Origin of the sequence: Lelliottia sp. F153, from assembly GCF_002870005.1 — a bacterium.
GTDB lineage: Bacteria > Pseudomonadota > Gammaproteobacteria > Enterobacterales > Enterobacteriaceae > Enterobacter > Enterobacter nimipressuralis.
Genome location: NZ_PKFT01000001.1, coordinates 364788 through 390503, shown reverse-complemented (window position 1 = coordinate 390503; position 25716 = coordinate 364788). Strand labels below are relative to the sequence as shown.

Genomic DNA, 25716 nt, shown 5'->3' with positions numbered 1-25716 from the left:
CCCGTTCTCAGACGGGCCTTGTTATTCATATTAATGCTTCTCGATATACATCGTCCGGCTATACGCCACATCTTCCGCGTTATTTATCGGATACCCTTTCACCCACGGCTTAATCAGGCGACCGTTGGTATATTGATAAATCGGCGCGATCGGGGCTTTTTCGGCAAGGATTTTCTCAGCCGCGTTGTAATCCGCATTGCGCGCTTTGGCCGTCGTTTCCAGCGTCGCCTGGTTGATAATCTTGTCGTACGCCGGATCGCTGAAGCGCGAAATATTGCCGCTGTGTGTGGATGTTAACAGTGACAGGAAAGTGGACGGCTCATTGTAATCCCCCACCCAGGAGGCGCGGATCACGTCGAAGTTACCGGTGTTGCGGCTATCAATATAGGTTTTCCACTCCTGATTCTGCAGCTTCACATCCACGCCGAGGTTTTTCTTCCACATCGACGCCACCGCAATCGCGATTTTCTGATGGTTTTCTGAAGTGTTATAGAGCAGCGTCAGTTTCAGCGGTCGCTGCGGGCCGTATCCGGCAGCCTGTAACAGCATTTTGGCCTGCGCATTCAGCTCTGCCTGCGACATCTGCTCGAACGGTGACTTTTCTGGCGTAAAGCCAGCGGTCACATCCGGCGTAAAGTGCCACGCCGGTTTCTCGCCCGTTCCGAGCACTTTCTCCGCCATAATCCGACGATCGATGGTCATGCTCAGTGCCAGTCGCACACGCTGATCGGCCGTTGGCCCTTTCTGAGTGTTAAACGCGTAATAATAGGTGCCCAGTTGCGGCGGCGTATAAACCTGCCCCGGAATATCTTTGAGCAGCTTCTGATAGAGATTTTTTGGGAAGGATTCGGTGATATCAATATCCCCCGCCAGATAGCGTTTAGTGGCCGATGACTCCTGGTTGATCGGAATAAAAGTCACTTTTTTCAGTACCGTCTGGGCGTTGTCCCAGTAGGACGTATTCGGCTCAACCACCAGCTTCTCATTCACCACGCGATCTTTCAGAACATAGGCACCGTTGCCAACCAGTGCGCCTGGGCGAGTCCACTCTTTCCCGCTCTCAACGTTGGCTTTCTGCACCGGATAAAAAGCAAAGCTGGCGGTCAGATTAGCGAACCAGGGCAGCGGTTTATCGAGCTGTACGCGAAGGGTTTTGGCGTCCACGGCGGTGATACCGAGCGTATTAGGCTGGGCTTTGCCGTCGATAATGCTCTGGGCATTAGTGATCCCCGCCAGCGCCGCAAACCAGGCGAATGGCGACGTCGTTTTCGGGTCCACCAGGCGCTGCCAGCTGTAGACAAAATCTTGCGCCGTTACCGGCGTACCGTCTGACCACTTCGCGTTGTCGCGTAAGGTAAATGTCCAGATACGGTTGTCATTGCTCTGCCACTTCGTCGCGACACCGGGGACGAGTTCGCCCTTTTCATTCTGATTCACCAGCCCTTCGAACAGATCGCGGATCACCTGAATTTCCGGTAAGCCGACGGCTTTCGCCGGATCGAGCGAGGCGGGTTCGTCCTTGATATGGCGGACCAGTTCCTGTTTTTCCGCCAGCTTCGTTCCCTGAGGAATATCAGCTGCATAAGAAACAGAAGTGAGTCCACACAGCCACAGCGCAGTACAGAGCAGCGAAACAGGATGCTTCATGAGATCCCCTTTGGAATGATGGGTGACAAGCAGATGCGTAATTATTTGTTTCAGAACAGAGAAATGCAAACACCTTCGCGCGGAAAGTTGAGATCGGATCAGTTTCTCCGACCCGTGAAACTATTTGATTAAGCGCGTGTTTTACACAACACTGGCTATAAAGAACTCGCTATCAGGATTTCATATGTCACTTACCCGCCCAAGAACGGAACGTGGCGCTTTCCCGCCCGGAACGGAACATTATGGCCGCTCATTTCTGGGTGCCCCGCTGATCTGGTTTCCTGCCCCGCAGGCCGACCGCCACAGCGGGCTTATCATCGCCGGGACGCACGGGGATGAGAACTCCTCCATCGTCACCCTCTCCTGCGCGCTGCGTACGCTGGCGCCCGATCTGCGTCGTCATCACGTGGTGTTAACGGTGAATCCGGACGGGTGCCAGTTAGGGCTGCGGGCCAACGCGCGCGGTGTCGATCTGAACCGCAATTTCCCGGCGGCCAACTGGCGAGCGGGAGAGACGGTTTATCGCTGGAACAGCGCGGCGGATGAGCGTGACGTGGTGCTCCTCACCGGTGAAAAACCCGGCTCAGAGCCTGAAACCCAGGGGCTGTGCCAGCTCATTCATCATCTTCAACCGGCGTGGGTGGTGTCGTTTCACGATCCGCTGGCCTGCATCGAAGATCCACGCCACACGGGGTTAGGCGAGTGGCTGGCCGACGCCTTCGCGCTGCCGCTGGTCACCAGCGTCGGATACGAAACGCCAGGCTCGTTTGGCAGCTGGTGCGCAGACCTCGGCCTGCACTGCATTACCGCCGAGTTCCCGCCCGTCTCCTCTGATGAAGCGAGCGAGAAATACCTGAAAGCGATGACCGGCCTGCTGCGCTGGCAATCTCAGAGGTGAAGGGTCCCGGTAGTAAAATTCAGCGCAGGTGAGACATCCACGGCGAGCCAGGTTGGCCCATCAAGATCGGCGTAGCTCACCTGCTCTGTCAGCGGCAGTGCGGCGCTGATGGCTCTTGAAGTGCAGAGCATACAGCCAAGCATCAGCGCGAACCCTTCAGCCCGCGCCTGTTTCGCCAACGCCAGCGCTTCGGTTAATCCACCCGTCTTATCAAGTTTAATATTCACCATCTCGTAGCGCCCTTTCAGCCCGGCCAGGCTGTCACGCGTATGGCAGCTCTCATCGGCGCAGATAGGCAACGGGTGGATAAAGTTTTCCAGCGCGGCGTCTTGTGCCGACGGCAGCGGCTGCTCCAGCATCGCCACGCCCAAATCAGCCAGCAGCTGACAGCGCGCGGCCAGCCCTTCACTCTTCCAGGATTCGTTGGCGTCGACAATGAGGGTCGCATCAGGAACCGCGCTGCGGATTGCCACCATCCGCTCGCTAATCAAATGATCGTCAAGCTTCACTTTCAACAACCGCGCCCCGGCCTCATACAGCGCTTTAGCACTTGACGCCATCTGCGCAGGCTCGCCAATTACCACCGTTTGCGCCGTCACAATGGTCTGTGGCAGCACCACGCCAAGCGAGTCGCTAATCGTATGATTCTGCCGATGCGCCTCCAGCGACCACAGAGCACAGTCGACCGCATTACGCGCCGCACCCGCCGGTAGCGCCTGTTGCAGCGCTTCGCGTGTCAGCCCCTTTTCCAGTTCAGGAACGATAGTCATGATCTGCGCCATCACCGACGCGAGACTCTCGCCGTAGCGAGGATAAGGTGTGCATTCGCCCGCGCCCTTCACACCGTCATCTTCAATCTCAACGACGACTACGCTGGCTTCGCTACGGCTCCCGCGAGAGATCACAAACGGGGTATGCAGTGGCCACGCTTCTTCATAGACCTTGACGGTTCTCATCACTCACTCCTGTAGGGAAAAATAGGTTTGCCGTGTTATCCGCTGTTGTCATACACTAGCCGCGACGTTAACTATATGTAAACAGGAAGATATCTATGTCACAACTCGTTCATTTCCAGGGCAACCCGGTTTCTGTTGCAGGTTCCATTCCGCAGGCAGGCAGCAAAGCACAGGCTTTTACCCTCGTGGCAAAAGATTTGTCTGACGTAACACTGGGTCAGTTCGCCGGTAAACGCAAAGTCCTGAACATTTTCCCAAGCATCGACACCGGCGTTTGCGCTGCGTCCGTGCGTAAATTCAACCAGCTGGCGACCGAAGTCGATAACACCGTGGTGCTGTGCGTTTCCGCGGATCTGCCGTTTGCCCAGTCCCGTTTCTGTGGCGCAGAAGGTCTGAGCAACGTTATCACGCTTTCTACCCTGCGTAGCCCTGATTTCCTCGAAAACTACGGCGTAGGCATCGCAGAAGGCCCACTGAAAGGTCTGGCTGCCCGTGCAGTCCTGGTGATCGACGAAAACGACACCGTGATCTTCAGCGAGCTGGTCAACGAAATCACCAACGAGCCAGACTACACCGCTGCGCTGGATGTGCTGAAAGCGTAATAACATCGCTCAGCGCTCAGATATTCAAAGCCTCGCTGATGCGGGGCTTTCTTTTATCTGACGTCTGCCCAGCAACGACACTCTTTGTCCCTGTGCACACTATCGAACGGTTGCGGGATGAACTTAATTGTGGAGCAGGCGTGGGGGAAAATTCTGGAAGGGTATGATCCGTTTGGTAACAGGATTCGGTTTTGCAAGGCGTGAGTTATAAAATCTGAGGAGGATGTAAATCTTTCTGAGCCGCATCTCGCTCATTGAGATGACTCCCCTGAGCGAAATGCGGATGTCCGACGCCAGCGTCGCGCAGCATGCGAACATCGCACTCAATACGGCGATATCAGAACGCGATCATCACCACGTATTCAAAAACTCTGCGATCTCATCGATCCGCGTTTCATCGATACCGGCTTCCCGAGCCATCTCACTCTGCGCCTCTTCGCTGATCTCCTCGTTATTCATTAAACGCGTAATCAGCGACTGGAAATAATAGGCCACCGCGTCGCGCTCTGCTTCGCTGACGGGCTTTGCGGATTCCTTTGAATATTCATCCGCGATGTCATAAAACTTTAATGGTATTTCATTGCTCATACGTTAAGCCTTAATGTTTGGATAGCAAAAACCCCGCCCGCGCGGGATTTCTCAGTTCTGGTCGTCCGCTTTCTTCTGATTCAGACCGTACTCACGCAATTTATTGGCGATGGCCGTGTGCGACACGCCCAGGCGTTTCGCCAGTTTACGGGTGCTCGGATAGTTGCGATAAAGTTGGGTCAGCACAGAACGCTCAAAACGGCTGGTGATGTCATCCAGCGAGCCTTCCATCGCCTCTTCACCAACCGACACGGTTCCCGCATCGTAATCCGGCAACAGAATGTCCTGCGAGCGCAGCTCGTAGCCTTCCAGCTGCGTGAGCGCACGGTAGACGGCGTTTTTCAGCTGGCGGATGTTGCCCGGCCAGCCGTAGCGCGTCAGCATCGAACCCAAATCCGCCGAGAGCTTCGGACGCGGCACGCCCTGCTCGTCGGCGAAGCGCGCCACGAACAGTTCGGTCAGCGGCATAATGTCCTGCGGACAGTCGCGCAGCGGCGGAATATTCAGGGTCAGTACGTTGAGTCGATAATAGAGATCTTCCCGGAATACGCCCTTTTGCACCAGTTCGACGAGGTTTTTCTGCGTCGCGCAAATGACGCGCACATCGACATGAACCTCGTGATCTTCCCCGACGCGGCGGAAAGTGCCATCGTTGAGGAAGCGCAGCAGTTTAGCCTGCATCCGCGGCGACATCTCGCCAATCTCATCCAGCAAGACCGAGCCGCCGTTGGCCTGCTCGAAGAAGCCTTTTTTGCCTTCCGGCGCGTGGCCGAACAACTCGCTCTCAACGGCATCTTCCGGGATAGACGCGCAGTTCAGGGCCAGATAGGGTTTTGCCGCGCGTGGGCTGGCGGTATGAACCGCATGTGCCAGTAAATCCTTGCCGGTTCCCGTTTCGCCGGTGATCAGCAGCGGCGCAGTGAGATTCGCAAGCTTACGCGCCTGATCCACCACATGCTTCATTTTCGGGCTAACGGCAATAATCTGGCTGAAGGCGCCGACATCCTGGTTGGAGAGATTCTGCAGCTGGCGTCCCATACGGATGGTCGAGCGCAACATGATTACCGCGCCTGTCAGCACGCTGACGTCATTCTCACCGCGCAGATGCACCGGAGTGATCTCCATCAGGAAGTTCTGGCCGCCGATCACCACATGTTCGCTGTGCGTGCCCTGCGGATTGCTGTCGAGCCAGCGCTGGAAATTGAAACCGGCGATCAGCTGCGCCGCGTGATGGTTGCTCAGTTTTTCCTGACTCTGGCCGAACAGCTGGCAGCTCGCCTGGTTGGTGCGCTCCACTTTGCCTTTCAGATCGAGGGATAAAAACGGTTCAGGCATCGCTTCGAGCAGCGCACTTAACGCCAGATGCTCGCGCTCTGACGGCATCCACGGCACGGTACGCACATCCGTAACGCCAGCGATACGGCGGATTTCCGCCATCAGGCTGCTGAAGGTATTAAATTCGATTTCGGCAAAATTGAGATAAATTCGCCCGATAGGGTCGATATCGATGCCGCGCAAATCAATGTCACGCAAAACAAGGAGATCGAGTAATTCGCGGGTCAGGCCGATACGGTCCTGACAGAACACTTCCAGACGCATGGGAAATTCACTCTTTAGCCAGTAACCTTAAAATGATATGTCAGATATCGTCTGGCTGGAAGCTCGCTGTCAACAAATATTGACAGCGAGGTGAATTCTTCAGCGTTTACTGCGGTTTTTTGCTCAATGTCTCTTTCAACTGGCCAATCAGTTCACGACGGAAATCCCCGAGACGCGGTTTATCGTCATTCATCCATGGCAGGGGGCGGCATAATTCCATGGCTTTGATCCCCAGACGCGCGGTTAACAGACCCGCACCGATCCCCTGTGCTGCGCGGGTAGACAGTCGTGCGGCAAGATCCTGAGACATCCAGTCCATCCCCACTTCACGGACCAGTTCACTGGCACCGGCAAAGGCCATGTTCAGCAGAACCAGGCGGAAAAGGCGTAGACGGCTGTAATAGCCCAGTTCAATGCCATACAGCGTGGCAATGCGGTTGATAAGCCGCAGATTTCGCCACGCGATAAAGGCCATATCCACCAGCGCCAGCGGGCTGACAGCAATCATCAGCGTAGACTCCGCCGCCGAGCGGCTAATCTCACGCCGAGCCTGAGAATCAAGCACGGGCTGAACGATACTCGCGTAGAGACTCACGATTTCACGGTCGTTTTGCGTTTCATGGATCGCCGCGTACCAGCGCTGCAGAGCCGGATGGGACTGGTCAATCCCGGCCTGGCTCGCCAGTTTTTCACAGAATGCGCGCCCTTTTCCGGTGGCATGACTGTGCAACAGATCGCGCGCTTCGTCGCGCTCATGGGCGCGCTGGCGCAGTCGCCACAGACGACGCCACTCGGTCGCAATCGACCCAACGCCCGCCCCGACGATAAGCGCACCGGCCGCGCAGCCCCCAAGGGCCACCCAGTCCTGGGTTTGCCAGGCATTCATCGTCCACTGCACGCCCTGACCGACCACGCTCACACCAAAGAGCGTCAAACCGGCGGTAACCATTTTGCGCCACAGGCTGCGTTTAGGCCGCAGGGCGGCCTCAACAACCGCTTCGGCCGGCCCTTCGTCCGACAGCAGTTCGTCAGCGACGACAGGCGCGAATTTCTCGGCCTCCGGGCCACTGAAAGCCTGGGCAGATTTAAAGGCTTCGTCGCGCGCCTGCTCAAGCGTGCCGGTAAAATCGATGCGTGGCTTTAAGGGTTCACTCATCGCAGTTTATCTCCTATTAAAAACTCCAGCGCCGCATCCAGGCGAATATGCGGTAACGGCTGATCGACGTTCATCGCCTGAGGGCGAAACGCTTCAAACTGAAAACCCTGCTTTTCCCAGAACGCCTGCCCCGGCAGACGGGCGGGCACTTCGCCAGGATAGACCGTCAGCGGCTCTCCGTCGCTCAGACGATTACCGCGCAGGGCCGGAATTTTCTCACCGTTGACATCAATCAGCCCGCTCTGCGTCGCCTGCACCGCGGCCAGCCCCAGACAGTCCATGCTAATCCCTTCAAACGCCGCATTTTGCCAGGCGTCCTGCACCAGCTGTTGCAGCAGCGATACCATATTCGCGTGCTGATCGACCGTGACATGATCGGCTTTGGTCGCCGCAAACAGCAGTTTGTCGATCACCGGTGAAAACAGGCGGCGGAACAGAGTGCGCTGTCCGTAATGGAAACTTTGCATCAGCTGCGTGAGGGCGAGGCGCATATCGTTGAAAGCCTGCGGCCCGCTGTTCAAGGGCTGCAGACAATCCACCAGCACAATCTGGCGATCGAAGCGCAGGAAGTGATTTTTGTAGAACCCCTTCACCACCTTCTCGCAGTAGTAGTTAAAGCGATCGCGGAGCATTCCGACGTTGGTGTGTTTATCCGCCATCGCCAGTTTTGATTCACCCCAGCTATCGACATCTGGCCACGGGAAGAACTGTAGCGCAGGCGCGCCCGCCATTTCGCCCGGCAGGACAAATCGCCCAGGCTGGATAAAATGTAGCCCCTGCTGTTTACATTGATGGAGATAATCGGTCCAGGCCTGCGCAATTGCCGCCAGACGGTTCTCGTCGGCCGGAGCCAGCGGGTCTAACCCGGCGCACAGCTCACGCCATTTTGCCGACCACTCCGCGCGCTGCCCCTGCAGCAGTCCGGTCATTTGCCGCGACCAGCTCAGGTAGTCCTGGGCCAGCATCGGCAAATCGAGCAACCATTCACCGGGATAATCGACAATTTCCAGATAGAGCGTGGATGTGTCTTTAAAATGGCGTAATACGGATTCGTTAGAACGAAAGCGCAGCGCGAGACGGATTTCGCTCACCCCGCGCGTCGGCGTCGGCCAGGCGGGCGGCGTGCCGTACAGCTGTGCCAGCCCTTCATCATAAGTAAAACGCGGGATGCCAAAGTCGCGCTGCGGTACACGCTTCACGCCGAGCAGGCGCTCTTCGCGCGCGGCACTCAGCAGCGGCAGTCGCGCCCCGGCGTGTAAATTGAGAAGCTGGTTGACCATCGCGGTGATAAATGCGGTTTTGCCGCTGCGGCTAAGTCCCGTCACCGCCAGACGCAAATGGCGGTCTACGCCACGGTTAACCAGTGAGTTGAATTCGTTTTTAAGTCGCTTCATCGCCATCCTGTTTTGCCCCGAAGACCGCTGATATCAGCTTCAGAATACAATAAATTGGGGCAGATCGTTGATTTTCAATTCATTGTCACTGTCATTCCCGTTTTTTCTCCCGTAATATAATCCCACTACCGCTATCATGGAGTTGTAAGGTGTATGTCACCCACCATTTATGATATTGCACGTGTTGCTGGCGTATCAAAATCAACCGTGTCCAGGGTTCTAAACAAGCAAACAAATATCTCCCCGGAAGCACTTGAAAAAGTGCAAAAAGCGATTGATGAATTAAATTATCAACCCAACAAGCTGGCCCGTGCCCTGACCTCTTCAGGTTTTGACGCGATCATGGTTATTTCCACACGCTCAGCCAAGACCACAGCCGGTAATCCTTTTTTCTCTGACGTTTTACATACCATTACGGAAAAAGCCGAAGAGGAAGGTTTTGACGTTATTCTTCAAACGTCGAAAAGTAGCGAAGATGATTTGCAGAAATGCGAAAATAAAATTAAGCAAAAAATGGTTAAGGGAATTATTATGCTCAGTTCCCCGGCCAATGAATCTTTTTTCCCACGGCTTGATACCTATGGCATTCCCGTCGTGGTAATTGGTAAAGTCGAAGGCGATTTCCAGAATATCTATTCAGTCGATACGGATAATTTCCACGGCAGCATGACGTTAACCGATACGTTTATTCGCAATGGCCACCGTAAAATCGCCTGTCTGCATGCGCCCGTTGATTACCACGTCTCAATCGACCGTCTCGCGGGTTATAAAGCCAGCCTGGAGAAACACAACATTGTCTTTAATGCTGACTGGGTTGTCGACGGCGGATATACCCACGAAAGTGCGCTGGACGCGGCCTGTCAATTACTCTCCTCAGCACAGCCACCGCGTGCCGTTTTCGCCACGGACAGTATGAAACTTCTCGCTCTGTATCGCGCAGCGGAGGAATTAAACCTGATGATCCCGGAACAGCTGGCGATCGCCGGTTATACGGATCCGTTGCTGTCGTTGATATTGACCCCTGCACCGGCTGGCTTCGAAATCCCTACCCGCCAGTTGGGCGAAAAGAGTTGCGATGTCCTGTTCAAACGTATCGCCGGAAAAGAGGCACCACGCCAGGTCATTGTCGACACGGCACTCTCTGAAACGCCCTCTCTTCGCTGAATCCAGGGGCGTCAAAGCCCCTGGCAGTCACCCCGTCAGAATGCGTAGTTCACGCCGACGCCCGCATAGTGGAAGCGGTCGTTTTTGCCTTCGTCGTGATTTTCCCATTCGTACGCGTATTCCAGCGTCATGGATAATCCATTCATAAAATCGTACGCGTAGAGCATACCCAGGCGGTTAAAATCATGCCCTTCGCGGTCTGGATCGTCCCGCCAGTCCCAGTTCGACCAGCGATCCAGACCAATTCGGGTATACGGCGTCAGCGTGGTGTTCCCTAACGAAATCGGTAAATAAGCTCGAATTTCCTGCGTCGAGAATTCACCGTTATTCCGGCCGCCGTCCATATTAAACCCGCGCTCTAAATAGTAGTTCGCTTTAGCCGAAAAGGTTTCGTTGATGGTCCAGGTAAATCCGGTTTCGGTTTCGACACGACTGTCGGAATAACCGGTTTTTTCAAGATCGTTGGCAAACTGATACATCGCAAACCAGCCGCTAAAACGCCAGTCATCGCTAAGTTTCAGATCCCAGTCTGGCTGAATTTTATAGCGCTGCATATTGGCGGTGCCGTCTTTCGCGCCGTGTTCATCTTTAAAATGGTAGCCATAATTGCGGAAGCCACCGGTCAAACCGAGGGTGAAATCGTCGCTGCCGATAATACGATAGCGCAGCTCAAATTCCGGGCGATCAAAATAGGTCCCGCGTGTCATGCTGCTGTAATCCACCGGACCTTCCTGATACATGGCCAGTGAAATAGTCCATGCGTCCCAGGTGGCATTAAACCAGACGGAAGGTTCATATAATCCATCTTTATCTTCGCCCTGCCCTTCGACGTTTTCAATCTCATACATAGCACCTATATTAAAATGCCATTTTTCTTGATTGTCAGCCGCCTGGGCGCACGTTACCCCTGCGCATAATAAAAGCGCAGCACTTCTGTGTAGAGTACTCATTTGTATATTCCTTTATAAAATAACTACTAAAAAAGCCGGAAAGAAAATTCCCGGCAACGAAATCTTTTATCTCAGCGCTATTTCGCTATCAGCGTCGAAGAAGTGACATTTATCCATTTCAAATTGAATAGCCAGGTTATCCCCGGCACGGTAATCGTTGGCCGCGCCGGCGCGCAGAACCAGCTCATGCCCCCCCACTGTGGCGTAGAGCATAAACTCTGCTCCGGTGAGTTCTGCCACGCTGACTTTGGCTGTGATATCCATGGGGATGCCTGATGACGTGAGAATGTCTTCGGGCCGGATGCCAAAGACCACCGCCTTGCGCTGATATCCCATCGCATTCAGCACAGCGAGTTTCGTTTCGGGGATCTCAAGACGCAGCGTTTCAGTGACGAAATAACGGCCATCAATTGCCCCGCGAATAAAATTCATGGCCGGTGATCCGATAAAACCAGCAACAAACATATTGGCCGGTTCGTTATAGACCTGCTTCGGTGCGCCCACCTGCTGAATATAACCGTCCTTGAGAATCACAATTCTCGTCGCCATGGTCATGGCTTCCGTTTGATCGTGAGTCACGTAAATCATGGTGGTGTTCAGTTTCTGGTGCAGCTTGCTGATCTCTGCACGCATCTGCACACGCAGCTTGGCATCGAGGTTAGACAGGGGTTCATCCATCAGGAACACTCCCGCCTCGCGCACAATCGCCCTTCCGAGTGCCACACGCTGGCGCTGGCCACCGGATAACGCCCCGGGTTTTCGCTTCAAATAATCACGCAGCCCGAGAATTTGCGCCGCCCAGCTGACCCTTTCCTCAATGACCGCTGGCGCTATTTTTTGCATCTTCAGACCAAACGCCATGTTGTCGTAGACGGTCATATGCGGATACAGGGCGTAGTTCTGGAACACCATTGCGATATCGCGCGATTTGGCCGGAACGTCGTTCATCCGCACCCCGTCGATAAACAGCTCACCCGCGCTGATCTCCTCCAGCCCGGCAATCATGCGCAATGTTGTCGATTTGCCACAGCCCGACGGACCGACAAAGACGATAAACTCTTTATCTGCGATTTCGAGGCTAAAATCCTTCACCACATGAACCTGGTTGTCGTAGATTTTTTGAATATGTTTAAGCGATAGCTGAGCCATTATGCCCCCTTAAGTGATGCCCGTTATGGCCGCGCATGGCCTGCCAGAAATCGGATAAACGCGGCCAGGACAGTTCATCCGTGGAAGAAAGTGTTAAATCTGCGCCAGATAACTCGCCGCCGATCCCAACCGACAGCATGCCTGCGGCATTGATCGCCTCAATACCCGCCTGCGCATCTTCAATCCCAATCGCCTGCTCCGGTGTGACGCCTAATCCTGCGCAGGCCGCCAGGAAAATGTCAGGATGCGGTTTCGAGAGCTGAATGCGCGATGCGTCGGCGCAAAAATCGAAAGCGTTGGCGATACCCAGTGCCTGGAGGATCGTGGGCGCGTTAAGGGAGACTGAAGCCAGCCCGATGCGCACCTTGTTCGCACGGATTTCCGCCAGTAGCTGCGCAATACCCGGCAGAAGTGAATCGCGGGTTAACCCCTTAAGCGATTCGATGTACAGCGCATTTTTGGCCTGCGCCAGTTGCTCGCGCTCTTTCTGACTGAACGTCTCTTCCATTCCACCGTGGCGCAAAATACGGGCGAGTGAGTCCATCCGGCTAATGCCCTTCAGCCCGGCATTGAACGCCTCGTCAATCGGGATACCTATCTCTGACGCCACGCTCTGCCAGGCCAGAAAATGCAGATGCGCCGTGTCGGTAATCACCCCGTCTAAATCGAAAATCACCGCCTTAAACATTGTTGCCGCCCTCCGTGGTAGCGGTCCCAAATTCAGATAAATCAACAGTGCGCGTTTCAAGGGCTAAAAGGTGGTGTGTTTTCCCCCAAAGCGTCACTGCAATCGGTGCGCTGGAACGGAGCGTCACTGATGCGCCCTCAACCAGAATATCAAGGCGTGCACCGCGCCACTGAAGAGAGAATTGCAGTCGCTGCCAGTGTGTCGGCAGTTGCGGCGTCAGATGCAGTTCGCCATCAATAATCTGCATCCCTGCAAAGCCCTGAACGACACCCGACCAGATTGCCCCCGTTGCGGCGGCGTGGATCCCATCGTCGCAACTGTGAGGATCGTCACCCAAATCAATCGCCGCACCCGCCCGCCAGAACGCATAGGCGCGCTCAGTATCACCGCAGCGAGCAGCCACAATGCCATGAATCGACTGACTCAATGAGGAGTCATGGATCGTGCGCGGCTCATAGAAGGCCAGGTTCGCCGCACATTGCTTGCGGTCGAACTTATCTGGCAACAGATAGTTGAGCATCACCACGTCCGCCTGCTTGAGGATCTGCATTTCATTGACCTCCGCTCGGGAGTAGTCCAGCAGAATGGTTTGCTTACCGGCCTGCGCCTTGTAACGGCGTAGATCAATCGCAGGTTTCGCCATAAAGGTGTCATCCTGCTGGATAACCCCCTGCGCATCAGCGGAAGGCAGCCACAGCCGTGCCAGGAATTTCTGCGCCGCTTCTATAAATGCATCGTCCTGCCGATTAAATTGCTCCATCAGCGTCAGGGCATCATGGACGTTTTGCCAGGCCATATAGTTGGTAAAGGCATTGTTGTTCACATGCTCGGTATACTCGTCCGGGCCGATAACGTCATGGATCTCAAGCCGGCCATTCACGTCTGTGGCCCGCGAGATCCAGAACGACGCGGTTTCCATGAGCAGCGCCAGCCCCTCACTGCGCATGAAGTCGCTGTCGCGCGTCGCTTGCCAGTAGGCCACGACGGCCCAGGCGATATCGGCGACGATATGGTGCTCCGCCAGCGCCGACGCCACTTTTTGCCGCAGGCCGGTGCGAATATTGATGGCCGCGAATTCAGGCGTTTCCTCCTGTCCGCTGTCTGCGCTCTCCCACGGAAACAGCGCTCCCGCCCAGCCGTTGCGCTGTGCTTTCTCACGGGCTCCGGCAAGGTTCAGCCAGCGATAACGCAGCAAGCTGCGGGCCGTTTGCGGCCGCGTAAAGAGGTGGAACGGTAACAGGAAGATCTCAGTGTCCCAGAAAATGTGGCCTTTATAGCCTTCGCCGGTCAGCCCTTTCGCCGCGATACTGCAACGCTCGTTGTGCGCAGGCGTCATGGTCGTCAAATGCCAGACCGCATAGTCGAGGGCGAGCTGATCCTGAGGATCGTCGGACTGCACGCTAACGCGGCTGGCTTGCCAGTGCGTGTCCCAGGCAAGTGCAGACTGTTCCAGCAATGCGTCGTAGCCCTGCTCCGCGCAGCGTTTTAGCTCGGCCAGGCCTTTTTGTGCAAAGGCAGACTGCTCAAGTGCTTTATCGTGGCGATGGGTTATCCAGACGATTTTCTCCAGCGTAACTTTCTGCCCCTCTTCTGCCTCCAGCGCATGGTGGCAGTTCAGACGCCGGTTTTTGGCGGTAAAACAGTTTTCACTCGGCGTATCCAGCTGACAGCTCGCGGAGATCACGACGTCAGTCGAGCGATCCTGAGTTTCATATACGCCTTGCATGAAATGCTGATCAAACACCTGAACAGAGATTTCATCCAGATGCTGTCGACCGCTGTTGGTTTGCGTCGCGTCGATTCCCGTCGAGAAGCTGATGCGCGCAGCACCGTCCAGGGGAGTGACGGAAAATTGCAGCGCCACCAATGGCAGCTGATCCAGCGAGACAAAGCGGCGGCTGTCGATGCGAAAACGTTTTCCCCTGGTTGAACGCCAGACCAGGCTGCGGCGTAGCTCGCCGTTAGAGAACGCTAACTCACGCTCCCAGCAAAGAAGCTCACCTGCCAGTAGCGAAAAATGTTCGCCGTCCAGCTGCAGTTCAATCCCCATCACATCGGGGAGGTTCACCAGTTCCTTCGTTTCGTTGCGCCCTGCGCGGTGGTAAACCCCCGCCAGATACATGCCGCGCGTTTGCTGTGTATAGTCCTCTTCATGACTGGCGCGAATGCCCATATAGCCATTGCCACAGGCCATGATCGACGCGTACTTGTTCAGACTGTGCGGGCTGAACGTGGGTTCTGAAAGACGAGAGAGGTTCAGCATAATTCTACGCTCTCCCGTGTTTCTGCCGATTCATAGAGCGCCGCCACAAGCTGCTGGATCACCACCCCCTGCTCGGCATCGGCAATCATGACCGGCTCGCCCAGCACATGGCGCACAAATGCTTCCATGCTGCGTAAATGGCGCTGATCGTCCGCGTCGTCGCGGCTTAAAATCGTCTGTAACTCGCCCCCCACGTCGTCATAAATATGCGCCGGGAATAATGTCGCGCCCGCTTTTTCACCGCAAAATGAGACGTTCATGATCGATTTCTCACGGATGTTAAGGGCAAACGATGTATCGAGACGTAAGATCCCCCCGTTGCAAAACTCAATAGTGCCAAACAGCGCATCTTCAACGGTATAACCTTTGGGGTCCCATTCGCCAAACTGGCCGCAGTGCTTAGTGGTGCCCAGCTTTTGGAAACTGTGTGCTGTCACGCGTTTCACCGCCGGGAACCCCAACACATACATCGCCACATCGAGCATATGGATGCCGATATCAATCAATGGCCCACCGCCTTGTAGCGACTTATTGGTAAAAGCACCCCAGCCGGGAACACCGCAACGACGTAACGCCTGCGCGCTGGTGACATAAATCTCGCCAAAGGTGCCGTTCTGAACCGCTTCACGCAGCAGCTGCGCATCCAGCGCGAAACGATGGTGAAAATCGTAGGCCAACACTTTTCCGGCATGCCGGGCCGCCAGACGCATTTCGTCTGCCTGTGCAGGTGTCATAGCGGGTGGCTTTTCGCACATCACGTGGCAACCCGCCTCCAGCGCCGCCATCACATGTTCATAGTGAAAACGATTCGGCGAGCAAACGCTCACGATGTCAGGTTTTGCCTCCTGCAACATCAACCTCGCGTCCTGATACACACCTGCGATAGCGTGGCGCTCAGCAAATGCCTGCGCCTGATCTAGGCGGCTGTCCATGACAGCCACCATCTGCAGATCGCTGCGCGTGGCGTAATACGAGGCATGCACTTTGTCTGCAACCTGCCCGGCGCCAATGATGGCGACGCGCAGAGGCAAAGGTGTAGAAGCACTCATCACGCTCGTCATCCTCAGCAGCCACGTAAATAGTTGAGCGAAGCCTGATAGGCTTTGGCCGGATCCTCCGCGCGCACGCGGCACTCATATACAACGTAGCCTTGATAATCATCGGCGCGGAGCTGGTCAAACAGCGCAGCAAAATCGAGCGTGCCGCTGCCTGGCTGATAACGGTGATTGTCGGCGATATGAACATGCCCAAGCCTGTCACGATTTTCGTGAAGTGCGCCGGTCAGCGAATCCTCTTCGATATTCATATGGTAGAAATCGCCGATAATCTGCACGTGCTTGAGCGCATTTTCTTCGATATAGCGACGCGCATCCGCCAGCGTGTTGATCATGTGATCCTGATAGCGGTTCAACGGCTCAAGGTAAACGAGGGTTCCGGTACGCGCGGCTACGTCATCTAACCAGCGCAAGGACGCACTGACCGCTTTGCGATCGCCCGCCAGACTGCGCGGCGAGGTCATCGGCGGCAGTCGGAAGGTAAACATCCCCCAGGCTGCAGGCACGATAATGCCCTTTCCACCCACGTCGCTCAGCGCTTTAAGAATACGTTCGATTTGCTGCAAACCATTCAGACGGCGCTCTTCGATAAAATCACCGATCCAGCCGTCGTAGCCGCCACAGGCGGTGGTCACTGGCAACCCGGTGGCTTTTATGGCGGCTTTCACTTCCGCCAGATTATCAACCAAAAGCTTGCCGTCGATTTCATAGCCATCAAAGCCCATTGCCTTGATGTACTGGAATTTTTCAAGAATATTGGTCGGGAAAAAGGCCTGATTTTGTGTTGCAATTTTCATCTTTTGTTCTCGCTTGCTTAAAAAGTCACGCCCATTTTGATGCTCAGTTCCGGATGCTTATCGACATACGTCATGTAGCTTTCCGCACTGGTTTCGAAGCTCACGATCGGATCGATCAGATCGTCGCAGTTGAGGTAGCCATTCATCAGCAACTCCCAGCAGGTTTCTTCGATGCGTTTACGGTTCCAGCGCGGGTAGTCCGGGTTCGGCTCGCTGCAGGCGCGTGAGAAGACGATCTTCGCGTTATTGAAATGCGCTTCGCGTCCCAGGTTGAATCCTTCGGCAAAGGGTTTCGCGAATGCGACATAAGAGAGGGTTCCGCCGTAGGCCAGTCCGCGCAGTGCGGATTGCAGCGCATCGGCGAAGCCGCTGGTTTCGATAATGATGTCGGCACCCTGCTTTCCGGTGAGCTGTTTAATCTCCAGCCCAACGTCATTGCCGATCGGGTTGATGCAGAAATCCGCGCCGTGGCGACGGGCGATGTCGCAGCGGTGGTCGATAGGGTCAACGCCAATCACAATGGATGCACCCGCTTTTTTTGCCAGCTGGATAGCGATCTGACCGATGGCACCTAACCCCACGACCACCACAAAATCTCCGACGCGAACGTTAGCATCACGTACCCCGCTCATGGCGAACTGTGCCGGGTCATAGCAGACGGCGTTTTTCCAGGATGCGCCTTGCGGCATTTTACGCAGCTTGTAGTTGTTGACGGCATTGACGATTACCGTCTCCTGAAGCGGCCCGTAGCAGCAAACGGAATCCCCGATCTGGTAATCCGTGACCTCTGAGCCGCATTCGATGATGTCCCCGACGATCATGTTGCCCAGCTGGAATTTGCCGAACTCGATACCACGCGCAGCGCCTTCAGCACGCGGTGTGAAGAGTTGCCACTCAGCATTGAACTCTTCGTCAATAAAGGGGCTTGCCGCCCGGAAATCGACCACTTCTGTTCCGTGCTTTGGCGCGCCGTAACGGGCACGGATCTTGACTTCATTTGCCGCCACAGGGCGATCTTCGTAATGGACCAGCGCGGCTACGCGCGGCGCTGTCGCAACTAATTTTTTCATGACTACTCCTTGTTAAAAACTGGCCGCCTCAGCCCTTTACGCCACCGGCGGTCAAACCACTTTTAATGAATCGTTCAGAAAGCGCATACATCACAACCACCGGCAATGCCGTCACCAGCGACGCGGCCATCATGCGGCCCCAAATATAGTCCGGCGTACTAAAGAGCGTGTTCAGGCCGACCGGCAATGTGAAGTTGCTGGCGCTTGAGAGGAAAATCGATGCAAACAGGTAGTCGTTCCAGGCCACCATGAAGCAATAGACAAACACCGAGACCAGGCCGGAGATGGCAAGCGGGATGGTGATACGGAAGATAATTTGCAGACGGTTTAGCCCATCCATCATCGCCGCTTCTTCAATTTCGTCCGGTATGGTGTCGAAATAGCTTCTGAGCATGAAAACAGCCGTCGGTAACGTCTGAGTCACCATTGTGATGATCAGTGCCAGTTCGGTGTCGTAAATGCCGAGCGCGGTAATAATTTTGAACAGCGGCACCACCAGTAAAATCCCGGAGAACATATAGACGCTATAGAAGCTGGCATTGATAGTGGCCCGCCCTTTAAAGCGAAGTTTCGATAGCGCGTAGGCCCCGAGCGTCCCGAGGAATACCGCAATAACCGACGAACTCAGGGAGACCAGCAAACTGTTCCTGAAATAGTTCACAAACGGGAAAATCAGCGGGTTAAAGATGTCGATATAGTGCTGCAACGTCCATGCCTGCGGCAGGATCGTCGGATGCAGAGAAATCGCCTCTTTCGCACTTTTGAACGAGGTCATGAGCATCACGAAGAACGGAAACAGCGTGATGAGCAGAAACAGCGCCAGTCCGACGTAAAAACCGACGCGACTGAGGGTGCGTTTACTTGTTGCCATTGAGGTTTACCCTTTTTCTGGTCAGCAGGATGACGGCGAAAATAATCACAAACAGCACCACTGAGATGGCAGCCGCTTTCCCCAGATCGTTAAAAGCAAACGCCGTTTTGTAGAGATAGACGCCGAGAATATCGACCTTAGTGGTGAGCAGATAAACGTCCGCGAACATGTAGAACATCCAGATGGTCCGCAGCGTCAGCACGGTTGCCAGCACCGGCATGATCGCGGGAAGCGTCACGATCCGAAAACGCTGCCAGCCGTTCGCACCATCCATCTCTGCCGCCTCGTACAGCGATTTATCGATGGTCTGTAAAATCGCTAAAAACGAGATAAATGCGTACGGGAAATAACGCCAGATAGCGAACAGCACCACCAGCACAAAGCTGCTGCCGGGGTTGTCAAACCACAGCGGTGCCTGGTCGTACAGGTGCAGCACATCAACGCCCAGATAGTTCACGATGCCGTAGCCGTTGTTGAACATGTATTTCCAGGCGAACACCAGCGAGATGGACGGTGTAACGTACGAGAGGATCACCAGTGAACGCGCCGTTTTACGCAGGCGAAACTCGCGATTGAAGAAAATCGCCACGGCCAGACCCAGGCCAGTGCTGCCAAGCACCACCAGCGCCGTATACCAGAAGGTCATCCACAATGAGTGCCAGAACGCGGAATCCCCCAGAATCCGGATATAATTATCCAGACCGACAAAGGTGGCGCTGATACGCGGATTCAGCGGCAGGCGTAAAAAACTGATTTCAATATTCGAAATCATCGGCCAGGCTACCAGGCCCCCCAGCAATATCAGGCTGGGGGCCAACAGCAGCATGGCGAAAGGCAGATCGGAACGGCCAGTAAACAACCTCTTCATAATTCCCTTCGCGGTGCGCTCCTATCGTTGTGAAATCAGATCGGCCAGACGCTTCTGGCTATCGTTTAACGTGGTGGAGAGATCTTTCTTCCCGACCGTCACGTCATGCACCATCGAACTGATCACACCCGAACCGGTGACGTCGCCCATACGTGTAAAGTTTTTGTCGCCGACAGCACCAAAGACCTGCACGTTGGGGAACTGGGCTATCAGCTCATACGGAAGCTGACCAAACGCCTGTATGACGTTGTTGTTTTTCCACGATGCGGTATCCACCACCCGTTTGTTGACCGGAAGCGCCGCACCCGGCGACATCATCACCCAGTCGGCTGCGTTTTGAGCCTGCTCCATCCAGGTGACGAAGGTTTCTGCCGCTTTGGTTTCTTCCTCGGTTTGCCCGTTGGTGATGGTCAGTGACGTCACCATGCCGTAAACCGCCGAGGATTTTTCCGTCGGCACAACAAACCCGAGATCGGCCGGATTGCCATCTTTAAACACTGCAGGAAGGATATAGATGGAGTAGATCGCCATTGGCGCGGAGCCGTTCATAAAGGCGTCTTTAATTTCCATCACATCGTTGGAGCCCGGCATGGTGGTTGCCGCCAGATCGCGATAGAACGCCAGCGCTTTCGCCATCTCTGGCGTATTGATGACCACATCCCCTTTCGCATCGAAGACGTTCGCACCACCCGACAGCGCAAACTGAGAGAATGCCTGTTCGGTCATGACACTTTCCGCCGTCGGTAAGGCGATACCGTACTGTTTTTTCTCGGGGTGATTCAGGGTCTGACTGGCTTTGAGCAGTTGCTCCCAGGTCGCAGGCTCCTGAATCCCCGCAGCGGCCAGCACCGATTTGTGGTACCAGACGCCGGAAAGCCACGCGCTAACCGGAACACCTGTCCACGCCTTACCGTCTTCCGTGCGCACCACGCGCAGAATGCCGTCATAGAACGTGTTTTCACCGACAGCACCAATCGCGGCGCTGATGGCATCGCGGTCGAGTAGCTGTTCTTTGTCCATCACTTTGGCGTAGTCGTGACTGACTTCGATCACCTCAGGCAAAGCGCCTGTACGGGCCAATGTAATCACCTTGGTGTTATAGGCATCCTCTTCCACCGGAACCTGTTTTACCTTGATGGACGGGTTGTCTTTCTCGAAGCGTTCAATAAGTTGAGGGATTACCGCCTGGCGCTCCTGCTCCACCGACGAGTGCATGAATTCAATGGCGACTACTTTATTGTTGTCATCCCGACAGCCTGACAACAGGGCGCACGAAACCAGTGCTGATAACAGCACAATTTTAGGCATCTTCATTTTTATCGTCCTTTTAGATTTCTTTAATCCACATAACCTGCCACGGATTAAGGGTTACAGAATCTCCGTTAACAGGCGTTCCCGTAAGTAATTCCACCCCAGAGTGAATTCCCGAGGAAATAATTTGCGCATGCTCATTAAAGTTAAATAGCGCCGCGATCCGCTCACCATTATCTGCGACACGAATGATTCTAAGAACATGCTGATTCGGTGCGTCATAAAATGCTGTGCTGTCAGGATGAAATGCTTTTTGCTGACGGCGCAGTGAAAGCATATTTTTTAATGCACTATAAATTTTGTATCTAAGACTACTATGACATTCCAGCTCGTTATCAATTTCACCCTCGTGATATTTCCGCCGATTTATCGCCCGGTTATACCCCAACCGCTCAACGTTATCATAATCGTTACGAGAGCCAATAATGCTTTGAATATAAATTGCGGGCACGCCTGGAAAACTTAATAACACGGCATGAGCCAGAAGGAACCGGGCAATACGTTCGTCATCTGAACTGTCTTCTCGACTTAATGCATCCAGATAAGTCACATTAATTTCATAGGGGCTACGGCTGCCGTCCGGATTATTTTTCCAGTTTACCAGCGCGCCTTCATGCTGGAGTTTTTCGACCAGTGCCAGAATATCGCTCTCAGGAATAATCCCGCGCACTGGATTCAGGCCGATACCGTCGTGGGAGGCGAGGAAGTTAAACCAGGTGGTCTTCGATGAAGGCAGCTTAAGCTGCTGCGCCCACTGGCAAAGGGCCTCAACGTTTTGGCTATGCACGCTGTGAAGCACCAGCGGCGGCAGTGAAAACTGATAGACCATCTGCGCTTCGTTGGTGCCATCGCCGAAGTAAGAAATGTTGTCTTTATGGGGGACATTGGTTTCAGTGATGATGACCGTACCGGGCGCAACCTCTTCGGTGATCGCGCGGAACAGCTGAATCAGGCGGTGAGTTTGCTCCAGATGAATACAGGTCGTTCCTGGAATTTTCCACATAAACCCGACCGCATCCAGGCGGATGTAATCGGCACCTTCAGCCAGATACTTCAGTAGCACATCGACCATGGCGATAAGGACCTGCGGGCTGGCAAAGTTAAGGTCAACCTGGTCTTCGCTGAAGGTGGTCCACAGGTGGCGCACCGTGCCCTCTGCCATTGTGAACGGTGTTAACAGCGGCAGTGCGCGCGGACGAGTAACGGCTGATAAATCCGTAGCCGGGTCTACGGCGATAAAAAATTCTTCATAGCCGGGAACCTGGTTTAAATAATTGTTGAACCACTCACTTTTGGCTGACATATGGTTGCAGACAAAATCAAACATCAGATTCGTTGATTTTTTTAACTCAGCCACATCGCCCCACTCACCTGTTTCTGGCGCCACGTGGTGATAATCGACGACCGAGAATCCGTCGTCCGAAGACCACGGATAAAAAGGCAAAAGATGGACGTGAGAAAATGAATCAGAAAGCCAGCGATTATAAAATCGCGTCAAGACAGGCAGCGCTTTTTCGTTGCGTTTTTGAAACTGATCGGCATAGGTAATTAATACCACATCCTTTTCATCCCAGTTCGCCTTACGCTGATGACTAATAACCTTCCGCGCGTTTCCTATCTTTTCCTGAAGAATACTAAAATCCTTATGAGAAAAAGAATCGCCATAAATAAGATTAATTAAATGCGTTATTTTATTGTTCACGTTGATTTCCATGGTAGCGGTCCCACGGAAAGCAATCTACTCCCCATAAAAATTTCTATCAACGAACCTCAGGGATCAAAAGTGCAAATAAAAAGCGGCTCTGCTCATTAATGTGAGCTAACGCAAAGAAAGGATGAAACAACGATAATGGTATTCAAAACGGGGCTGATGCCCTCTCTCGCGATGAGAGAAGGCATTAAATGAGGGGAGCGTCAGGAAAAATAACGGCGGGAAAAACGGCCAGCGACCTTCTTGAGCAGCGGCTCCAGTGCCACGGCCAGTAACATTCTGATCGGTTTCCGGGCAACAGATTTCACCGCCCAACCCGCCACACCTGCAGGGCCATAACGTAGCGCGGTCAGTAAAACGAATTTGCCTGCAATTTTAAGGCCCGGTTTCATTTTCTGACCGGCCTGCTGCCAGTTGCGATTCATATTTTTATCTCTCTGTTAAAGCTGACGAAAACGACTTCTCAGCGTGAACGTGTCGGACGTGACATAACGTTCCATTTCGCGCAGACGCTTCTCGCCGGAGGCCAGTTCGGCGTCCACCGAGTCGAGCAAATCGCTGCTGGTCGGCGCATCTTCCGATGACATGGCGCTGTCCGGCATCGGATCGAGCACGAAGGACAAAATGATGTACGCCACCAGGGTAAAGAATGCCAGACCAAAGAAGATCGACAGCACGGTGACCACACGCACCAGTTTCACTGGCACATCCAGATAGCGCGCCAGCCCGGCGCACACGCCGCGCACCATCCCCTGCTGGGGGATGCGCCACAGTTTTTTATTTAAATTCAGTCCGCCCATTAATTCTCCCTCCAGTTTGGATGTTCCGCGTCCAGAATGGATTCGAGCGCCTGGATGCGTTCACGCATTTTTTTCGCGTCATCGGTGAGCTGCAACAGCCGTTGCTGCTCGCTTTGCGAGAGCTCGCCCCGGGAAGAGCGGTTGCTGTAGTGCAGCCATAACCAGATCGGCAGAACGAAAAGCACGAAAATGGTCAGGGGAATAGCCAGAAACAGCGCACTCATAGGGTCTCCTTGTCTTACGATGCGTTGCGGCACGCTGAGGTGCCGCATTCATTATTATTGGTTGTCTTGCTTCATTTTGGCTTTCAGCACCGCAAGTTGCTCGCTGATTTCGTCATCCGCTTTTAAATCGGCAAACTGCTGATCCAGCGTTTTCTGTTTGCCAAAGCTGTGGCTCTCGGCCTCGGCTTCCATATGGTCGATACGGCGTTCAAAAGATTCGAAACGCGCCATCGCCTCATCCAGTTTACCGCTATCCAGCTGACGGCGAACGTCGCGGGATGAGCTGGCCGCCTGGTGGCGCAGCGTCAGAGCCTGCTGGCGGGCACGCGTTTCGCTGAGTTTGTTTTCCAGCTCTGCGATCTCTTTTTTCATGCGGGTGAGCGTTTCATCCACCAGCGTGATTTCATGCTCCAGCGTCGCAACGATGTCGGTCAGCTTTTGTTTTTCGATCAGCGCCGAACGGGCCAGATCGTCTTTATCTTTACGCAGCGCCAGTTCCGCTTTTTCCTGCCACTCGTTCTGTTGAGCGGTAGCCTGCTCGATACGACGTGACAGCTGTTTCTTTTCAGCCAGCGCACGCGCAGAGGTGGAACGGACTTCAACCAGCGTGTCTTCCATTTCCTGAATCATCAGACGCACCAGCTTCTGCGGGTCTTCCGCTTTCTCCAGCAGCGAGTTGATGTTGGCGTTCACGATGTCGGCAAAACGAGAAAAAATACCCATAATTCAATCCTCACATTTCTGTTATCGGGCGATGCCCTGCTGTTGAGCTAATACAATTCCCGTGCCAAGTTTTTATCTTATTGATTTATATGATTGTGGTTGATTTTACACCACGGACATCCTACTCTCACCTGGTGAATATCGCTAACGAGTGGTTAATTTCATCATGGCTGATTACAAAGACAATTTACTGGGCGAAGCGAACAGTTTTCTTGAGGTGCTGGAGCAGGTTTCGCGCCTGGCCCCGCTCAATAAGCCGGTACTGATAATCGGTGAGCGCGGCACCGGGAAGGAGCTTATCGCCAACCGTCTGCATTATCTGTCCGGGCGATGGGACGGGCCGTTTATCTCCTTAAACTGCGCGGCGCTGAACGAGAATTTGCTGGATACGGAGCTGTTCGGCCATGAGGCGGGGGCCTTTACCGGCGCGCAAAAACGCCACCCCGGACGTTTTGAGCGTGCAGACGGCGGGACGTTGTTTCTTGATGAACTGGCCACCGCCCCAATGCTGGTGCAGGAAAAACTGCTGCGCGTGATTGAGTACGGCGAGCTGGAGCGCGTGGGCGGCAGCCAGCCGTTGCAGGTGAATGTGCGCCTGGTGTGCGCCACCAATGCCAATTTGCCGGAAATGGTGGCGGAGGAGAAATTCCGCGCGGATCTTCTCGATCGTCTGGCCTTTGACGTGGTGCAGCTCCCGCCCCTGCGCGAGCGCCGCAGCGATATCATGCTGCTGGCCGAGCAGTTCGCCATTCAGATGTGCCGCGAGCTGGGAATGCCGCTGTTCCCCGGCTTTAGCGATTATGCGCGGGAAACGCTGCTGGACTACCGCTGGCCGGGCAATATTCGTGAGCTGAAAAACGTCGTGGAGCGTTCCGTATATCGCCACGCCAGCAGTGAGACAGAGCTGGATAACATCATTATCGATCCCTTTTACCGCGCCGCGCCGACAAAGCCGGAACCGACGCCGCACGCCGATACCCCTTCACTGCCGCTCGATTTGCGCCAGTTTCAGCACAAACAGGAACACCAGTTGCTCGAACTGAGCCTGAAAGAGGCAAAATATAACCAGAAGCAGGCAGCCGAACTGCTGGGTCTGACCTACCATCAATTAAGGGCATTGCTCAAAAAGCATCAAATGCGCTGACATTATCGGCACTTACCTGCAGACATTTTTACGAATCAGGGGTAAGTGCGATACACTTTGCAGATCGAATCTTAAAACCCTGAAAATT

The 25716-nt window shown here is 54.4% G+C and carries 25 protein-coding genes; 4 read left to right on the top strand and 21 right to left on the bottom strand.

Annotation, left to right across the window (positions count from 1 at the left end):
* Positions 1–30: 30 nt before the first annotated feature.
* Positions 31–1647: an ABC transporter substrate-binding protein gene (locus F153LOC_RS01845; protein WP_100780014.1), complete on the bottom strand. Its 1617-nt coding sequence runs from the start codon at positions 1645–1647 to the stop codon at positions 31–33.
* A gap of 184 nt (positions 1648–1831) precedes the next feature.
* Between F153LOC_RS01845 and mpaA the strand changes: the two genes are divergently transcribed.
* Positions 1832–2545, top strand: coding sequence for a murein tripeptide amidase MpaA (mpaA, locus tag F153LOC_RS01840; protein ID WP_102103820.1), 714 nt, complete (start codon positions 1832–1834; stop codon positions 2543–2545).
* Here mpaA and ycjG read toward each other — a convergent pair.
* Positions 2536–3501 carry an L-Ala-D/L-Glu epimerase gene (ycjG, locus tag F153LOC_RS01835; protein WP_102103821.1) on the bottom strand — a complete coding sequence of 322 codons (966 nt, stop codon included), beginning with the start codon at positions 3499–3501 and terminating at the stop codon, positions 2536–2538. The two genes, mpaA and ycjG, sit on opposite strands and share 10 nt — an antisense overlap.
* A gap of 95 nt (positions 3502–3596) precedes the next feature.
* On the opposite strand from ycjG, the gene tpx reads away from it, so the two are divergent.
* Positions 3597–4103, top strand: coding sequence for a thiol peroxidase (tpx, locus tag F153LOC_RS01830; protein ID WP_102103822.1), 507 nt, complete (start codon positions 3597–3599; stop codon positions 4101–4103).
* A gap of 351 nt (positions 4104–4454) precedes the next feature.
* Here tpx and F153LOC_RS01820 read toward each other — a convergent pair whose 3' ends face one another.
* The 4 genes from F153LOC_RS01820 to F153LOC_RS01805 all read right to left on the bottom strand — a co-directional run bounded on the left by F153LOC_RS01820 (position 4455) and on the right by F153LOC_RS01805 (position 8840).
* On the bottom strand, positions 4455–4691 hold the full coding sequence (locus tag F153LOC_RS01820) for a DUF2543 family protein (protein ID WP_102103823.1): 237 nt from the start codon (positions 4689–4691) through the stop codon (positions 4455–4457).
* A gap of 51 nt (positions 4692–4742) precedes the next feature.
* Positions 4743–6290: a transcriptional regulator TyrR gene (tyrR, locus tag F153LOC_RS01815; protein ID WP_100780008.1), complete on the bottom strand. Its 1548-nt coding sequence runs from the start codon at positions 6288–6290 to the stop codon at positions 4743–4745.
* A 106-nt stretch (positions 6291–6396) separates the two neighbouring features.
* A complete protein-coding gene (locus F153LOC_RS01810; RefSeq protein WP_102103824.1) occupies positions 6397–7446 on the bottom strand; it encodes a YcjF family protein in 1050 nt (349 codons plus the stop codon).
* On the bottom strand, positions 7443–8840 hold the full coding sequence (locus F153LOC_RS01805) for a YcjX family protein (RefSeq protein WP_100780006.1): 1398 nt from the start codon (positions 8838–8840) through the stop codon (positions 7443–7445). The genes F153LOC_RS01810 and F153LOC_RS01805 overlap by 4 nt, the downstream gene beginning before the upstream one ends.
* 153 nt (positions 8841–8993) lie before the next feature.
* Between F153LOC_RS01805 and F153LOC_RS01800 the strand changes: the two genes are divergently transcribed.
* Positions 8994–10004 (top strand): LacI family DNA-binding transcriptional regulator, encoded by a 1011-nt coding sequence (locus tag F153LOC_RS01800; protein WP_102103825.1) that lies wholly within the window; start codon positions 8994–8996, stop codon positions 10002–10004.
* A gap of 35 nt (positions 10005–10039) precedes the next feature.
* Here F153LOC_RS01800 and F153LOC_RS01795 read toward each other — a convergent pair whose 3' ends face one another.
* The 15 genes from F153LOC_RS01795 to pspA all read right to left on the bottom strand — a co-directional run bounded on the left by F153LOC_RS01795 (position 10040) and on the right by pspA (position 24484).
* Complete coding sequence (locus F153LOC_RS01795) at positions 10040–10954, bottom strand: OmpG family monomeric porin (protein ID WP_102103826.1); 915 nt, start codon at positions 10952–10954, stop codon at positions 10040–10042.
* A 66-nt stretch (positions 10955–11020) separates the two neighbouring features.
* Positions 11021–12103, bottom strand: coding sequence for an ABC transporter ATP-binding protein (locus F153LOC_RS01790; RefSeq protein ID WP_102103827.1), 1083 nt, complete (start codon positions 12101–12103; stop codon positions 11021–11023).
* A complete protein-coding gene (gene pgmB / locus F153LOC_RS01785; RefSeq protein WP_102103828.1) occupies positions 12084–12791 on the bottom strand; it encodes a beta-phosphoglucomutase in 708 nt (235 codons plus the stop codon). The genes F153LOC_RS01790 and pgmB overlap by 20 nt, the downstream gene beginning before the upstream one ends.
* On the bottom strand, positions 12784–15054 hold the full coding sequence (locus F153LOC_RS01780; RefSeq protein WP_102103829.1) for a glycoside hydrolase family 65 protein: 2271 nt from the start codon (positions 15052–15054) through the stop codon (positions 12784–12786). Before F153LOC_RS01780 ends, pgmB begins: the two co-directional genes overlap by 8 nt.
* Positions 15048–16106 carry a Gfo/Idh/MocA family protein gene (locus tag F153LOC_RS01775; protein WP_102103866.1) on the bottom strand — a complete coding sequence of 353 codons (1059 nt, stop codon included), beginning with the start codon at positions 16104–16106 and terminating at the stop codon, positions 15048–15050. Before F153LOC_RS01775 ends, F153LOC_RS01780 begins: the two co-directional genes overlap by 7 nt.
* Positions 16107–16117: 11 nt before the next feature.
* The gene (locus F153LOC_RS01770; RefSeq protein ID WP_102103830.1) at positions 16118–16906 is read right to left on the bottom strand and encodes a sugar phosphate isomerase/epimerase; all 789 of its coding nucleotides are present in this window, start codon (positions 16904–16906) and stop codon (positions 16118–16120) included.
* Positions 16907–16923: 17 nt separating this feature from the next.
* The gene (locus tag F153LOC_RS01765) at positions 16924–17976 is read right to left on the bottom strand and encodes a zinc-binding alcohol dehydrogenase (RefSeq protein WP_102103831.1); all 1053 of its coding nucleotides are present in this window, start codon (positions 17974–17976) and stop codon (positions 16924–16926) included.
* A gap of 28 nt (positions 17977–18004) precedes the next feature.
* Positions 18005–18847 (bottom strand): carbohydrate ABC transporter permease, encoded by an 843-nt coding sequence (locus F153LOC_RS01760; RefSeq protein ID WP_102103832.1) that lies wholly within the window; start codon positions 18845–18847, stop codon positions 18005–18007.
* Positions 18834–19715 (bottom strand): carbohydrate ABC transporter permease, encoded by an 882-nt coding sequence (locus tag F153LOC_RS01755; protein ID WP_102103833.1) that lies wholly within the window; start codon positions 19713–19715, stop codon positions 18834–18836. Before F153LOC_RS01755 ends, F153LOC_RS01760 begins: the two co-directional genes overlap by 14 nt.
* Positions 19716–19736: 21 nt before the next feature.
* On the bottom strand, positions 19737–21029 hold the full coding sequence (locus tag F153LOC_RS01750) for an ABC transporter substrate-binding protein (protein WP_102103834.1): 1293 nt from the start codon (positions 21027–21029) through the stop codon (positions 19737–19739).
* Positions 21030–21042: 13 nt separating this feature from the next.
* Positions 21043–22740: a sugar phosphorylase gene (locus F153LOC_RS01745; RefSeq protein ID WP_102103835.1), complete on the bottom strand. Its 1698-nt coding sequence runs from the start codon at positions 22738–22740 to the stop codon at positions 21043–21045.
* 200 nt (positions 22741–22940) lie between these two features.
* Positions 22941–23162 (bottom strand): phage shock protein PspD, encoded by a 222-nt coding sequence (pspD, locus tag F153LOC_RS01740; RefSeq protein ID WP_100779994.1) that lies wholly within the window; start codon positions 23160–23162, stop codon positions 22941–22943.
* 15 nt (positions 23163–23177) lie between these two features.
* Positions 23178–23537: an envelope stress response membrane protein PspC gene (gene pspC, locus F153LOC_RS01735; RefSeq protein ID WP_100779993.1), complete on the bottom strand. Its 360-nt coding sequence runs from the start codon at positions 23535–23537 to the stop codon at positions 23178–23180.
* Positions 23537–23761, bottom strand: coding sequence for an envelope stress response membrane protein PspB (pspB, locus tag F153LOC_RS01730; RefSeq protein ID WP_100779992.1), 225 nt, complete (start codon positions 23759–23761; stop codon positions 23537–23539). Before pspB ends, pspC begins: the two co-directional genes overlap by 1 nt.
* A 54-nt stretch (positions 23762–23815) precedes the next feature.
* On the bottom strand, positions 23816–24484 hold the full coding sequence (gene pspA / locus F153LOC_RS01725) for a phage shock protein PspA (protein ID WP_100779991.1): 669 nt from the start codon (positions 24482–24484) through the stop codon (positions 23816–23818).
* 151 nt (positions 24485–24635) lie between these two features.
* On the opposite strand from pspA, the gene pspF reads away from it, so the two are divergent.
* Positions 24636–25628: a phage shock protein operon transcriptional activator gene (pspF, locus tag F153LOC_RS01720; protein ID WP_164971786.1), complete on the top strand. Its 993-nt coding sequence runs from the start codon at positions 24636–24638 to the stop codon at positions 25626–25628.
* Positions 25629–25716: the final 88 nt, after the last annotated feature.

Excerpts from the sequence above, each read along its gene's own strand:
- pspD (WP_100779994.1), bottom strand. The coding sequence starts at position 23,162 with ATGAATCGCAACTGGCAGCAGGCCGGTCAGAAAATGAAACCGGGCCTT.
- pspB (WP_100779992.1), bottom strand. The coding sequence starts at position 23,761 with ATGAGTGCGCTGTTTCTGGCTATTCCCCTGACCATTTTCGTGCTTTTC.
- pspC (WP_100779993.1), bottom strand. The coding sequence starts at position 23,537 with ATGGGCGGACTGAATTTAAATAAAAAACTGTGGCGCATCCCCCAGCAG.
- F153LOC_RS01790 (WP_102103827.1), bottom strand. The coding sequence starts at position 12,103 with ATGGCTCAGCTATCGCTTAAACATATTCAAAAAATCTACGACAACCAG.
- mpaA (WP_102103820.1), top strand. The coding sequence starts at position 1,832 with ATGTCACTTACCCGCCCAAGAACGGAACGTGGCGCTTTCCCGCCCGGA.
- tpx (WP_102103822.1), top strand. The coding sequence starts at position 3,597 with ATGTCACAACTCGTTCATTTCCAGGGCAACCCGGTTTCTGTTGCAGGT.
- F153LOC_RS01760 (WP_102103832.1), bottom strand. The coding sequence starts at position 18,847 with ATGGCAACAAGTAAACGCACCCTCAGTCGCGTCGGTTTTTACGTCGGA.
- F153LOC_RS01820 (WP_102103823.1), bottom strand. The coding sequence starts at position 4,691 with ATGAGCAATGAAATACCATTAAAGTTTTATGACATCGCGGATGAATAT.
- pspA (WP_100779991.1), bottom strand. The coding sequence starts at position 24,484 with ATGGGTATTTTTTCTCGTTTTGCCGACATCGTGAACGCCAACATCAAC.
- F153LOC_RS01805 (WP_100780006.1), bottom strand. The coding sequence starts at position 8,840 with ATGAAGCGACTTAAAAACGAATTCAACTCACTGGTTAACCGTGGCGTA.
- F153LOC_RS01750 (WP_102103834.1), bottom strand. The coding sequence starts at position 21,029 with ATGAAGATGCCTAAAATTGTGCTGTTATCAGCACTGGTTTCGTGCGCC.
- F153LOC_RS01770 (WP_102103830.1), bottom strand. The coding sequence starts at position 16,906 with ATGAAAATTGCAACACAAAATCAGGCCTTTTTCCCGACCAATATTCTT.
- F153LOC_RS01800 (WP_102103825.1), top strand. The coding sequence starts at position 8,994 with ATGTCACCCACCATTTATGATATTGCACGTGTTGCTGGCGTATCAAAA.
- F153LOC_RS01795 (WP_102103826.1), bottom strand. The coding sequence starts at position 10,954 with ATGAGTACTCTACACAGAAGTGCTGCGCTTTTATTATGCGCAGGGGTA.
- F153LOC_RS01755 (WP_102103833.1), bottom strand. The coding sequence starts at position 19,715 with ATGAAGAGGTTGTTTACTGGCCGTTCCGATCTGCCTTTCGCCATGCTG.
- ycjG (WP_102103821.1), bottom strand. The coding sequence starts at position 3,501 with ATGAGAACCGTCAAGGTCTATGAAGAAGCGTGGCCACTGCATACCCCG.
- F153LOC_RS01810 (WP_102103824.1), bottom strand. The coding sequence starts at position 7,446 with ATGAGTGAACCCTTAAAGCCACGCATCGATTTTACCGGCACGCTTGAG.
- F153LOC_RS01745 (WP_102103835.1), bottom strand. The coding sequence starts at position 22,740 with ATGGAAATCAACGTGAACAATAAAATAACGCATTTAATTAATCTTATT.
- tyrR (WP_100780008.1), bottom strand. The coding sequence starts at position 6,290 with ATGCGTCTGGAAGTGTTCTGTCAGGACCGTATCGGCCTGACCCGCGAA.
- F153LOC_RS01845 (WP_100780014.1), bottom strand. The coding sequence starts at position 1,647 with ATGAAGCATCCTGTTTCGCTGCTCTGTACTGCGCTGTGGCTGTGTGGA.
- F153LOC_RS01780 (WP_102103829.1), bottom strand. The coding sequence starts at position 15,054 with ATGCTGAACCTCTCTCGTCTTTCAGAACCCACGTTCAGCCCGCACAGT.
- F153LOC_RS01765 (WP_102103831.1), bottom strand. The coding sequence starts at position 17,976 with ATGAAAAAATTAGTTGCGACAGCGCCGCGCGTAGCCGCGCTGGTCCAT.
- pgmB (WP_102103828.1), bottom strand. The coding sequence starts at position 12,791 with ATGTTTAAGGCGGTGATTTTCGATTTAGACGGGGTGATTACCGACACG.